This window comes from Pauljensenia sp. 20925_1_27 (genome assembly GCF_041432835.1).
In the GTDB taxonomy this organism is placed as follows: domain Bacteria; phylum Actinomycetota; class Actinomycetes; order Actinomycetales; family Actinomycetaceae; genus Pauljensenia.
The window spans coordinates 127,905-139,797 of record NZ_JAPWAH010000003.1 but is presented as its reverse complement, the minus strand read 5'-3'; the positions used below and the strand labels follow the sequence as shown (position 1 = coordinate 139,797).

The 11,893-nt window shown below is 62.4% G+C and carries 12 protein-coding genes; 4 read left to right on the top strand and 8 right to left on the bottom strand.

What is annotated here, in order from left to right:
- Positions 1-4 precede the first annotated feature (4 nt).
- Together lnt and O3684_RS03365 are read left to right on the top strand one after the other, a co-directional pair.
- Complete coding sequence (lnt, locus tag O3684_RS03370) at positions 5-1,624, top strand: apolipoprotein N-acyltransferase (protein ID WP_500065085.1); 1,620 nt, start codon at positions 5-7, stop codon at positions 1,622-1,624.
- Positions 1,625-1,643: 19 nt separating this feature from the next.
- Positions 1,644-2,426 carry a polyprenol monophosphomannose synthase gene (locus O3684_RS03365; RefSeq protein ID WP_500065084.1) on the top strand — a complete coding sequence of 261 codons (783 nt, stop codon included), beginning with the start codon at positions 1,644-1,646 and terminating at the stop codon, positions 2,424-2,426.
- On the opposite strand, the gene O3684_RS03360 is transcribed toward O3684_RS03365, so the two are convergent.
- Positions 2,427-2,792, bottom strand: a complete 366-nt coding sequence (locus tag O3684_RS03360; RefSeq protein ID WP_500062295.1) for an RNA polymerase-binding protein RbpA — start codon at positions 2,790-2,792, stop codon at positions 2,427-2,429.
- A gap of 163 nt (positions 2,793-2,955) precedes the next feature.
- Between O3684_RS03360 and O3684_RS03355 the strand changes: the two genes are divergently transcribed.
- Both O3684_RS03355 and O3684_RS03350 read left to right on the top strand, forming a co-directional pair.
- Positions 2,956-3,699: a phosphatase PAP2 family protein gene (locus O3684_RS03355; RefSeq protein ID WP_500065083.1), complete on the top strand. Its 744-nt coding sequence runs from the start codon at positions 2,956-2,958 to the stop codon at positions 3,697-3,699.
- Between the two features lie 33 nt (positions 3,700-3,732).
- Positions 3,733-5,247: an Hsp70 family protein gene (locus O3684_RS03350; protein ID WP_500065082.1), complete on the top strand. Its 1,515-nt coding sequence runs from the start codon at positions 3,733-3,735 to the stop codon at positions 5,245-5,247.
- A gap of 90 nt (positions 5,248-5,337) precedes the next feature.
- Here the strand turns inward: O3684_RS03350 and O3684_RS03345 are convergent, their stop codons facing one another.
- The 7 genes from O3684_RS03345 to pepN all read right to left on the bottom strand — a co-directional run bounded on the left by O3684_RS03345 (position 5,338) and on the right by pepN (position 11,868).
- On the bottom strand, positions 5,338-5,889 hold the full coding sequence (locus tag O3684_RS03345; protein WP_500065081.1) for a MerR family transcriptional regulator: 552 nt from the start codon (positions 5,887-5,889) through the stop codon (positions 5,338-5,340).
- A gap of 112 nt (positions 5,890-6,001) precedes the next feature.
- Positions 6,002-6,769 carry a transcriptional regulator FtsR gene (gene ftsR / locus O3684_RS03340; protein WP_500065080.1) on the bottom strand — a complete coding sequence of 256 codons (768 nt, stop codon included), beginning with the start codon at positions 6,767-6,769 and terminating at the stop codon, positions 6,002-6,004.
- Position 6,770: 1 nt separating this feature from the next.
- Positions 6,771-7,205 (bottom strand): FHA domain-containing protein, encoded by a 435-nt coding sequence (locus O3684_RS03335; protein ID WP_500065079.1) that lies wholly within the window; start codon positions 7,203-7,205, stop codon positions 6,771-6,773.
- A 101-nt stretch (positions 7,206-7,306) separates the two neighbouring features.
- A complete protein-coding gene (locus tag O3684_RS03330) occupies positions 7,307-8,107 on the bottom strand; it encodes a DUF881 domain-containing protein (RefSeq protein WP_500065078.1) in 801 nt (266 codons plus the stop codon).
- A gap of 1 nt (position 8,108) precedes the next feature.
- On the bottom strand, positions 8,109-8,441 hold the full coding sequence (locus tag O3684_RS03325) for a small basic family protein (RefSeq protein WP_007589292.1): 333 nt from the start codon (positions 8,439-8,441) through the stop codon (positions 8,109-8,111).
- On the bottom strand, positions 8,438-9,292 hold the full coding sequence (locus O3684_RS03320; RefSeq protein WP_500065077.1) for a DUF881 domain-containing protein: 855 nt from the start codon (positions 9,290-9,292) through the stop codon (positions 8,438-8,440). Before O3684_RS03320 ends, O3684_RS03325 begins: the two co-directional genes overlap by 4 nt.
- Positions 9,289-11,868, bottom strand: coding sequence for an aminopeptidase N (pepN, locus tag O3684_RS03315; RefSeq protein WP_500065076.1), 2,580 nt, complete (start codon positions 11,866-11,868; stop codon positions 9,289-9,291). Before pepN ends, O3684_RS03320 begins: the two co-directional genes overlap by 4 nt.
- Positions 11,869-11,893 lie beyond the last annotated feature (25 nt).

Genomic DNA, 11,893 nt, shown 5'->3' with positions numbered 1-11,893 from the left:
GCTTGTGGGCCATCAGGAGATTTTGCAGCGCACCTCGTTTGCGCACGTATGCGGCGACTCCCTCATCGCGGCGATCGCAGGCCTCGCGCTGTACGCATCATTTCAGCCGGTCGGATGGTGGTGGCTGTCTGTGCCCGCACTGGCGCTATACATCTCGCGCATCGACGAGGCCAGGGCACCGCGGGCGTTTACTGTCACGTTTGTGTTCGGCATGAGCTTCTGGCTTCCGCTCATCGACTGGATTCCGCTCGCCGTCGGTACGACGCCGCCGTGGTTCGTGCTTGCATTCGTACAGACGCTTTTCCTGGTGGCCTGGGTGCTGTTCGCGAGGTGGACACAGCTATGGGCGTGGGCGCGCGGCCCGATCATGCAGGCGCTGCTGTTCGGTCTTACGTGGGCTGGAGTCGACGCGGCGCGCTCCCGGTGGCCGTGGTCAGGTTTTCCGTGGGGCTCCGTGGCGTTGCCTCAGGTGGATTCTCCGCTCGGGCACCTCGCCCCGTACGGCGGCACGACAGTGATCACCGCGGTGGTCGTCGCCCTCGCCGTCCTTGTTCGCCGCGCATTCGCGGCTCGGGATGCATCGGTGATTCGCGAGCACTGGTTTTCACGGCCGGCGCTCGCCGTCATCGTCGCGGCCGCATACGTTGCGCCTCTCGCCCTCACGCTGCCGAACCAGGCAGAGAACGGAATGCTACGCATCGGTGTCGTCCAAGGCGACATCGCTCTGCCGGGCGCACAGGCTTACCAGCACGAGGGCGAGGTGACCGGCAACAACGTGCGCTCTTCCCTCGAGCTCGCGAGCTCACCGGACGTGGTTGATCACCCGCTTGATCTGGCGATCTGGGGCGAGGGGTCCGTCGACCGTGATCCCGTCGCGTTCCCCGCAATCGGGCAGGCGGTTGATCATGCTGCCTCCGCGCTCGACGCACCCGTACTGATCGGCTACACGAACCTTAATGAACGCGATCGCGTCAAGAACTGGCTCGCGATCTGGGAGCCGGGCCAGGGGTTGGAAGAATCGGCCCGCTACTCGAAACACGTCCCTGTCCCCTTCGGCGAATTCATCCCACTGCGTGAGTTCATCGCGTCCTTCGCGACCGAAGTCGCACAATCAAGTCGAGACATGGAGGCGGGGGAGGAGCCACCCGTCATGACGGTGCAGGCGCGCGATGGACGCGCTGTTCCTCTCGCAGTAGGCATCTGTTTCGAGGCCGCCTACCCCATGGTGATCGGCGACGGCGTTACTCGTGGCGGTCAAGCCATTGTCGTCCCATCAAACAACTATCACTTCCAATCTTCTGGGGAATCCGCGCAGCAGGGGCAGCTCCTACGCATGCGCGCGATGGAGTACTCGCGCAGTGCCGTCCAGGCCTCGACGACGGGCCATTCCTACGTTATTCGTCCCGATGGTTCCATCCTGGAGCAAACAGATACCGAGCAGGCAGCAACGCTCACCGCCGATATTCCGCTTCGTTCCTCTCTGACGCTGACCGCGCAGGCGGGGGAGAAGATTCCACATGCCGTCATGGTTGCGACGCTCATCACCAGCTTCTTCGCCCTCGTGACGGTTATCGGGCAGGGAATAAGGGCACGAGCGCGCGCCAGGCGTGCATCGAACGACTAATTTCGGCAAAATGTGATCCATGACTATTCCTGAGCGCCTTGTTCCGTCTCCTCAGGGAGACAACACCCTGATCGTGATCCCGACGTACAACGAGATGGAGACGCTTCCAGGGATCCTGACGCAGATCTGGTCCCATGTACCCCGCGCACACATCCTCATCGTCGATGATTCCTCGCCGGATGGAACAGGGGAGTGGGTTGACTCTCGCTGCACGCACGAGGATCGTCTCCATGTCCTTCATCGACCCGCGAAATCCGGGCTTGCCACCGCCTACGTTGATGGCATGGGCTGGGGCATCGAGCACGAATATCCGTTCATACTCCAGATGGACGCCGACGGATCGCACCGTCCAGTGGATCTGCCGAAGCTACTGACGCGCATGGCTGGACCCGATCGACCCGACCTCGTCATTGGGTCGCGCTGGGTGCCGGGCGGACGCATTAACGGTTGGTCTCACAAGCGCGTCGCGCTCTCAAAGGCGGGGAATTATTATGTCCGATTCTGCCTGGGAACACCGGTGAAGGATGCAACTGCGGGACTGCGCCTGCACCGCGCAGCCTTCCTGCGAGACAACGACGTACTCGATCAGGTAGCGACGACCGGCTTTGGATTCCAGGTCGAAATGACCGAACTCGAACGGTCTCTGGGAGCGGTGATCGCCGAAGTACCCATCACCTTTGACGAACGCATCGCCGGCGAATCGAAGCTTGATTCGTCGATCTTCGTCGAGGAACTCGTCATGGTAACGAAAGGCGGCCTGGGTCGCCTGACCCAAGCCGCCCGTCGAGCGTTCTCGCAGTAATCAGCCCTTACGGTACGAACCCTCAGGACGCAGACGCCCCTCGCGGTAAGCGGTGAGCTGCTCGGAAAGTACGACCTCGAGCTCTTCGATGGAGCGACGTTCAAGCAGCATGTCCCAGTGCGTACGCTGGGGCTTGACGGGCTTGTTGTCCTCGTCCTCGACGGTCTCACCGATCAGATCAGCCTGCTGGCCACACTTGCATTCCCAGGTTGCGGGAGCCGTCGCCTCGCTGGAGAGCGTCACCTCGAACTCGTGACCGTTGGGGCACACGTAACGAGCGATGAAACGGTCGGCGAAAACAACGCCGTCCTCGGATTCGAGGGACTTCGCACCGATCTGCATGCCACGCAGTGCGCGGTCAGCCATAACAGCCTCCTGGACGTAGATAAGAAACGGGACCATTCTATCTGACACGTCAAGCGGAACGCTTCCACGGCCTCGTCTCCACCCAAGCCCTCGATCCGATAATGTACATTATGTCCGTTTTTCTTTATCGACCCCTCTCCGACCACGCGCTACAGTTGCTGTCATGACGTCGGACCTACACGTACGCTCCCAGCGGCCTCCTGCCCTTCGCGAGATCATCGCGCTCTCATTGGCATGCCTCGCATACTCGGTCCTGTCATTCTTGGCCAAGGCCCCCGAGTCTGTCGCTGTGGCGCATGCACACGACGTCGCCGCATTCGAGTCGCGCATTGGCATCTTTATCGAAGGCTCAGCAAACACATGGCTGACCGCCCACCCGCTCCTCGCCTCCCTCGCGTCCGCACAGTATGCCGTCTCTTTCCTCGCGATGACCGGCTTCGCGTTGGTCGCCCTCTGGCGCAAGGCCCCGACCCACTACCGCCGGGCACGATGGACACTCGTTATCATGACGATCGGCGCGCTCATCACCTACTGGACCTACCCGCTGGCTCCCCCACGCCTGGTCCCAGATCTCGGCTTTGTCGATGCGGTCGCCGAGCACACGTCCGCATATTCCCAGCTGTTTGGCACGCTTGCGAACCCCTACGGAGCCATGCCATCGATGCACACGGGTTGGTCCATATGGGTCGCATTCATGCTTGGCACGTACGTGTGGCGCTCGTGGTGGGCGCGACTGATTCTCTCCGCCCACCCCGTTGTAACCATCGTGACAATCGTCGCAACGGCTAATCATTATGTGGTTGACGCCATTGCCGGATGTGTGTACTTCCTGCTCGCCTGGCTCTTTATCACCATTGCAAACAGAGCCTTACTGGGAAATGTGCGAACGACCGGCGAGACGTCCTAGGAGCTCCCGTCAATAAACGCTAGTGTGGGTGTCATGAGACTCGGAGTTGATTTTGGTACCACAACCACCGCGATCGCTATCGTTGACCGAGGGAACTATCCCATCGTCTCCTTCGTCAACAATAATGACGATACGGTTGATTTCGTCCCGTCAATCATCGCTCTTGACGGGGACCACCTGGTGTACGGCTTCGACGCGGAAGAAGCTGCCCACGAAGGTGCACCTCATCTGCGTTCCTTCAAGCGTCTACTCTCCGATCCATCAGTCACTGACACGTCCACTCTGCGCCTAGGTAACCACAGCATCTCAATTCTCGACGCACTGACTGGCTTCCTCAGCTACGTTGAGCACCAGCTGCGCACCAATTCCTCCGTCGCCTCCCTCCCCGCATCTGAGCCGCTCGAGGCTCTCGTGGGCGTCCCTGCGCACGCGTGGTCTGCGCAGCGCTTCCTCACCCTTGAGGCCTTCCGCCGAGCCGGCTGGGATGTCCTTGCGATGGTGAACGAGCCCTCCGCCGCAGGCTTCGAGTACACCCACCGTCACGCGGGGACGCTCAACTCGAAGCGCACAGCGATCCTCGTCTACGACCTGGGTGGTGGCACGTTCGACGCTTCGATCGTGTCGGCTACAGGCACACTCCACGAGGTCATGGGATCACGTGGCCTCAACATGGTCGGCGGCGACGATTTCGACGTCGTACTCGCCACCCGTCTCGCAGCGGCTGGCGGCACCGACTCCGGCAAGCTCGGCGACGAGGCGTGGGAGCGTCTCGTCGAAGACTCACGCGACGCGAAGGAGACCCTCTCCCCCTCGACGAAGTTCATCACCGTACCCGTCGACGGAAAGCCCGTGACGATCCCCGTTGCGGACTTCTACGAGGCTGCCACTCCCCTCGTCGATGCGACGATCGAGGCCATGGAACCCCTTTTGGTGCCCGACGCGTCAGGCGTTGGTCAGCTGGGCGGCGATATCGCCGGTCTCTACGTCGTGGGCGGTGGCTCGCAGCTGCCGCTGGTCGCCCGCATCCTCCGTTCGCGCTTCGGCCGCCGCGTGCACCGCTCCCCACACACGGCAGCCTCGACCGCGATCGGTCTGGCCATCGGTGCCGATCCCGAGGCCGCGTACACAGTACGCGAACAGCTCTCTCGCGGCGTCGGCGTCTTCCGTGAGCGCGAGGCTGGCTCGTTCATCTCATTCGACACGCTCCTTGAGCCGAACACTGAGCTTGCTCCAGGTGAGACCATGACGATCAAGCGCCGCTACCGGGCGGCACACAACATCGGCTACTTCCGCTTCGTCGAGTATTCGTCATTCGACGAGGCCGGGGTGCCCCGCGGCGACCTGCAGCCCTACGGCGAGGTTATCTTTCCCTTCGATCGGGCACTGCGTCTCGATGATATCGATCTCACCACGATTCCCGTCGTCCGCACCGACGATGGGCCCCTCATCGAAGAGTCCTACATTGTCGACGCAAACGGCCTGGTCACCGTTGAAATTACCGACATCGAGGCATCGTACACGGTGAGCCGCCCGCTCGGTCGCCGCTAATCCGCGCGCAGATAAGCGCGCTGACAGAACAAAAGGGTGTGGGGGCCAGGCTGAGCCTGGCCCCCACACCCTATCGTCGAATACGTCGCGTCAGGACGCGGAGAGTTTCGCGCGGCGTCGCTGCGCCAGTTCGTCGACGAATGCCGGCTCGGAACGCTCGAGCGGCAGCTCAGCGAGAGAACCTTCGATCTCGCGCCAGACGCGGCCAACGGCGATACCGAAAACACCCTGGCCGCCCTGAAGGAGATCAATCACCTCATCTGTCGACGTGCATTCGTACACGGAGGCCCCATCGCTCATCAGGGTGATCGATGCGAGATCATCCACTCCCCTGTTCTGCAGCGAGGAGACGGCGACACGAACCTGCTGCAGCGACACACCCGCATCGAGGAGCTTCTTCACGACCTTCAGAACGAGGATGTCACGGAAGGAGTAGAGGCGCTGAGAACCAGAACCGCGCGCGGCGCGGATCGACGGCTGGAGGAGGCCGGTACGAGCCCAGTAGTCAAGCTGGCGATACGTGATACCAGCGGCGCTGCATGCAACCGGGCCACGGTAGCCCATCTCGTCGGTGTCAAGGCCTTCGAGCGGGTCGCCGAAAAGCATGCCTTGCCGGCTAGCGACGTTCGCTTGTGCGCTCACTGTCGGGCTCCTTGCAGGTGGTACTTGATGAGAACAGGACTACGGTAGAGCACCGACGCACGGTGGTCAACGACTGAAGCGGCGAGTCTAACCTTCATGTTCAACATGAGACTTAGTCTCCATCGTCCGCGAGAGCAGATACAGCAACCGTCAGCATCTCACGATGCAGCTCGGCGAACAACTCCCCCAGCTCAACCGCCCGAGCACGCGCACGTTCGCGATCCGCGCCACGGCCTCGTCCCCTCTGTGAGGACACGGTCTGATCGATAATATCGGCACTCCGCTCGGCACCCTGACGGACCGCGCGCAACACGCGCACATCGACGCCGGCGCACTCCAAGCGCGCGATCGCAGACACCGCCTGAACGCAGCGAGCGGGAAAGTACCCCGCCAGGTCTGGCGTAATGAGTCCCAGACGCGTGTAGCGTTCCAACGTCTCCATATCGACGCCCGTCAAGTCGGCCAAGTCCGCAGCAGGGATAGCCCGCCGTCCCCCCAGCGAGACCGTCTGTCCCTCAGAGGAGACGACTTGGGCCACCCTGCGTCGCGTCGGCGTATGCCCGGCATCGAGAGCATCGAGCTGCGCACGGATGACGCTGAGCGGAGTGAACGAGTCACGCTGCTCGGTCAGTACGTAGCGTAGCCGCTCCACGTCAGCGGCCGAGTACTTGCGGTAGCCCGAGCCCGTGCGTGCGGGCGCGACAAGCCCCTCGCTCTCCAGGTAGCGCACCTTGGACAGCGAGATCGCAGGGAACTCTTCCTTCAGGGCATCAACAACACGGCCGATCGACAGCTCGGGGCTGTGATCGACGTCGTGCGGCCACGAGCGCGCCTCATGGGACGAAGCCGCCCCCCGTGCATGCGCAACGGCTGCGGACACGTCAGGCCTGCTTGGTCGACGGCTGATAGGTCAGACGATACTTACCAATCTGCACTTCGTCACCGGCATGCAGCTGGATGGAATCAACGCGCTCACGGTTGACGTACGTACCGTTCAGAGAACCCGAATCGCGGACGATGTGCCCGCCCTCGGACGCGATGAACTGGCAATGCTTACGCGACACGGTGACGTCATCAAGGAAAATGTCGGCCTTGGGAGAGCGACCGGCGTTGGTCACCTCCGGATCAAGGAGGAAACGCGCACCCGTGTTTGGCCCGCGCTGAACAATGAGCAGCGCAGAGCCCGCAGGCAGGGCCTCCACTGCTTCGCGATCACGAGCAGACAGCGCAACGGGTGCCTCGTCGACCTCATCAACCACAGGCGCCAAGCCGAAAACTGAGGTTGCAGTCGGATCGAACGGCTGGTTGTCAGACATTGTGCGCTCCAATAAGTAAGAAGATGGACTCTGATAAGTGTAAACGTTCGCCTTGTATCAGGCGCGAGAACGCCGGTGCGAAACGCCTGCAGCACACGACATCACCCGTAGGTCGCAAACTGAGGTGGCTTCGGGGTAGCAATGGACGAAATCGATAGATCATTAACCGGCGTGATCGTCACCGTCGCCCCCTTGGCTCGCATTTGCGCCGCTGAACCAGCTTGAATGTCGAGGGCTGTCGCAATCGTCTGTCCTTCGCCGATCACCTTCCACGTATACGGAGAGGAGATCGGGGTGCCATCGACGACGATCGAACCAGCCTGGCCAGTGAACGCCGAACGCGTGGACAGACGCACGCCGTTGAGTTCGATGGCCTCGGCACCGGCGTTACGAAGCTCCCCCAGGGTCTGAACAAACTGCGTAGGCGTCAGATTCGCGCCGGGATCCGTCACGCCCACCGTCACACCGGGGCCGTGCACCGCGACAGTGCCCGCTGCAATTTGCGCCTGAGTCTGCGCTTTACGTGTGGCCTGCTCGCGAGCGTCGGCCTCACTGGCTGCGCTGCGCAGGTCGTCGAGTTCGCTGGAGAGTTCGCCGCGACGATTGCGCAGGTTTTGTTCCTGCGTACTGAGCTCATCGAGAACAGTCACGAGGTCCTGTTCCGAGAGCCCCTCAAGCGGATCCGAGCGTTGTGCGCGCACCTGAGTCGCCAAGGCAAAACCAAGAATCATGAAGATCACGAGCATCACGACGTGGAGCCCGCGGGGCAGCGCGAAGAATGCTTGGCGAGCGCGCGTCCACAAACGGGGGTGGACGCGTTCTTCACGGTGGGTGCCGTGCGCGCGCGTGAGCTTCTCGGGTGTCTCGTCGCTGGCGCGAGCTGTCGAGGATTCTTCGTTCATCTCAAGCCTTCAGCAGTAGGCGGCGAATCGATGCCGTATTGGAGAAGATACGGATGCCAAGAACGACGACAACCGCCGTCGTCATTGCCGAGCCGACACCGAGCTGCGTCCCCAGGAAGACGAGGAGGCAGGCCACGACAACGTTCCAGAAGAAGGACGTGACGAAGACTCGGTCAGCGAAGCGGCCCTCAAGCCACGCTCGTCCGGCTCCAAAGAGAGCATCGAGGCCCGCAACAACGGCCACGGGCAGGAACGGGGTGAGCCACGCTGGCACCGTCGGGTCGAGGAGCACACCGAGAACAATGCCGATGATTAAGCCGATAACGGCAATCATGAAGAACCTCCTTCGTTGGATGCTCCCACCGGCGTTGCGTAGTGGGAGTCCGTAAGCGTGAGCGCTTCCATCGTGATGTTGTCGGAGACTTTCGAGGAGACGGTCATACCGGTCACTGACTGCGCAGCCGACAGGTAGTCTCCCGTGGCCCCTCGCACAAGAGAGACAGACAGGGCGTTAGAGTCGCCGATCGCAGAAACTTCGTAGGGCGAAGACACGGGTGTGACATTGACGAGGATGACGGAACCGGCCGTGCGCACGAAGGTGTCGGGGCCAATCCGTTGACCGTTGACAGAGATTGCGTCGGCGCCGCCAGCCCACAGGGCATTGACGACCATCGCAAGATCCTGGTCACGTACCGCCCCACTCCCCTTGCCGGGACCGCTACGATCCGCGAGCGTAACGGTGATGCCGGGGCCTCGTACCGGAGTCGTTGCAGTCACCATGTCCTGTGCCGGATCGGCGGCTGCGCTCGCGCCCGATTCGGAATACTGATCGATGGCGCGGCCCAGCGACTGCACGTCATCATTCAGAGCTTCGACGGTCGCCGAGCGCTCGGACGCCTGAGTCTTGAGATCAGATTTCACGTCCCCCGAAGGTGCGCGGAGCGAGGAGGTTGCAACGATAGACCCGAAACCGAGTGCGACGGCAACTGCAAAGACGCCAATTTTTCCGATGAGACTCGCTGGCCTCGAACCGTGATCAGCACGATAGTGTTCGTAGCCCGCATCCAGGGGATTGGCGAGCAGGGAGTTCAAGAGGGACATCGAGGCCGCAGGGTCGACAGGGACGGCATGGGTGGCCTGCTCCGCCTGCCCTGCCGCGTTACCTCGATGTCCCCCGTGTGTCACTGGTCCTGCTTCCAACGGCGCTGCACGCGCTCGTCACGCTCAAACGCGTCGAGATGCTCGATGACGATGCGGCGCAGCTGCGCGGGTGCATCACTATTGGTGTCGAGCCAGGAGCGCAGCAGGCCTACCGAGCGGGACACGCTACCGTCACGATCGATATCGAGCCCGTACGCGAGCACCCCATTGGCATAGCGCAGTGCCATACCAATCGTGTGGGACTCCCAGTAAGAACGAAGACGATCGACGGCTGCCTCAATGCCCGGTTCACCTTCCCATGACGAGGCCTGCAAACCGGCAAGCGTCGCGGTGAGGAAGTCGTTCGACAGAGTCTCCGAATACACCGACTCCCACGCGTGGCGGCGCGCTTCCTCGATTGGCAGAGAGGCGAGCGCCTCGACGCTCATACGCGCTGCTTCCCCCGAACCGTCGGCGCTGCGCCACGCTTCGATGGCACCCGCATCGACGAGGCCTCGCGCCGCCAGCGCTCGGCGCGCGCGCCAGGCAATGTCCGGGTTATCGCTCGCCGCAAAACTGCGCACGGTCGCCTCGTACTCGTCTCCACCGCGTGCCGCGAACTCGGCGATAAAGGCGCGCGTGTAGGAGCGCCAGGCATCGGCGTCTTGCGTCTCACGAGACAAGCGGATCGTGGTGGCCAGGACCTGGTCGTGCACGTCTGCGCGCAGGTCACCCGGCAGGAATGACGAAATCGCTTCAGCGACGAAGAGAAGCAGACGATCGCGGATGGCTGGCTCAGTCTCCGAGGGCACGGCCGTGAGGACGGCGACGATGAAGCGGCGCGGATCAAGCAAGCCATCGCGCACCGCGTTCCACAAAGACGCCCAGATAACTGCGCGCGTCAGCGCGACGTCGATCGACCCCACGTAGGTGAGCGCGACGTCGGTCGAACGCTCATCCAGGCGCGAAATCGCGTAGGTCAGGTCGTCGTCGTTAACGACGACGAGGTCAGCGGAGGCGGCTCCGCCGGGAACCGCGAGGACCCCATCGGGATCAATGGGAGCCTGTTCACCTTCGATGCGCACGTCGAAGCTGTGCGTACGTTCGAGCGCACCGGCGGCGACCCGCCACGTAGACACGGTGACACGGTGGGGACGCAGAACTCCCCCACAGGCCTCGCCACTCTGATGCAGCGTGAAGTCTGTGATAGCACCAACTGCATCCGTCACCCATGAAGCTGACAACGTCGATGGACCGGAGGTCTCCAGCCACGCGTTCTTCCACGAAGAGAGCTCCTGGCGCGAAGCACCCTCAAGCGCAACAAGCAGATCCTGCAGGTTGGTCGCGCCGAACTTGTGCTCGGCGAAGTAGCGGCGTGCGCCCTCATAGAAGGCGTCCTCACCGACCCAAGCAACCAGCTGCTTGAGAACGGACGCACCCTTGGCGTAGGTGATGCCGTCGAAGTTGGTCTTTGCAGCCGCAACGTCCGCAATGTCGGCGGCGATCGGGTGCGTGGTCGGCATCTGGTCCTGCGTGTAGGCCCAGATCTTGCGGTTCATCGCGAAGTTCGCCCATTCTCCGACGTAACGCGTGGCGGTTGCAATCGCGCTGGCACCCTGGTTCTCGGCAAAGGATTCCTTCAGCCACAGGTCGTCCCACCACGAGGGCGTGGCGAGGTCTCCGAACCACATGTGGCACATTTCGTGCAGCGTTGTATTCGCGCGGCGCTGACGCTCGGAGAACGTCGGTGCCGAGCGGGAAATGTAGTTCTCGTTGAAGGTGATGCAGCCCGGGTTTTCCATGGCACCCAGGTTGTATTCGGGCACGTATACCTGGTCGTAGGAGCCCCACGGGAACGTGACGCCGTAGTGCGCATGATAGAAGTCAAGTCCGGCGCGGGTCACCTCGAAGACATCATCGGCGTCGAGGTAGCGTGCGAGGGTACGACGGCACAGGAGTCGCAGCGCCAGCTCGGCGTGCCCGCCATCCGACGCGCCACCGCTCCAGGTGCCCCCCTCGATGACTGCCCACGGACCGGCAACGATCGCCGTGATGTAGCTAGAGAGCGGACGGGTCGCCGTGAAGTCATGACGGAGCGCGCCCGTCTCATCCACGGACTCCACGCCTGTCTCAATCCCGTTGGAGGAGACAACCCAACCCGTCGGTGCAATGACGTGGAATGTCCATTCCGGCTTCACGTTCGGCTGGTCGATGCACGGCCATGCGCGGTGGGCATCGTTGGGCTCGAATTGGGTGTAGAGGTACACCTCGCCGTCCTCGGGATCGGTGTAGCGGTGCAGGCCTTCACCGCTGCGCGAGTAGCGCGCGAGAGCGTGGACCTGAAGGGTGATGGGCTCCCCTACCGGCAGTCCGCCGACCCACACTCGGTCTTCATCTTCCTCGAACGGGTGAGGGGCACCATTGAGGAGGACCTTGGTGACATCGCCCACGATGTCGATGAAGGTGCGCTCCTCGTCCGATGTCATCGTCAGCGTCGACGTCACGGGATAGGTGGGAATCGTGGTGTCTTGGGCTCCTCGGATATCGACCACGACGTCGATGGCGAAGACGTGTAGATGGGCAGCGCGATGTGTTGCTTCGTTGCGTGTCAAAATCTGCATGACACCTATCCTACTGTGTCACGGT

Bases quoted from the DNA above. Each gene is read 5' to 3' on its own strand.
- O3684_RS03330 (WP_500065078.1), bottom strand. From the start codon at position 8,107: ATGAACGAAGAATCCTCGACAGCTCGCGCCAGCGACGAGACACCCGAG.
- O3684_RS03365 (WP_500065084.1), top strand. From the start codon at position 1,644: ATGACTATTCCTGAGCGCCTTGTTCCGTCTCCTCAGGGAGACAACACC.
- pepN (WP_500065076.1), bottom strand. From the start codon at position 11,868: ATGCAGATTTTGACACGCAACGAAGCAACACATCGCGCTGCCCATCTA.
- O3684_RS03335 (WP_500065079.1), bottom strand. From the start codon at position 7,205: ATGTCTGACAACCAGCCGTTCGATCCGACTGCAACCTCAGTTTTCGGC.
- O3684_RS03325 (WP_007589292.1), bottom strand. From the start codon at position 8,441: ATGATTGCCGTTATCGGCTTAATCATCGGCATTGTTCTCGGTGTGCTC.
- O3684_RS03350 (WP_500065082.1), top strand. From the start codon at position 3,733: ATGAGACTCGGAGTTGATTTTGGTACCACAACCACCGCGATCGCTATC.
- O3684_RS03360 (WP_500062295.1), bottom strand. From the start codon at position 2,792: ATGGCTGACCGCGCACTGCGTGGCATGCAGATCGGTGCGAAGTCCCTC.
- O3684_RS03355 (WP_500065083.1), top strand. From the start codon at position 2,956: ATGACGTCGGACCTACACGTACGCTCCCAGCGGCCTCCTGCCCTTCGC.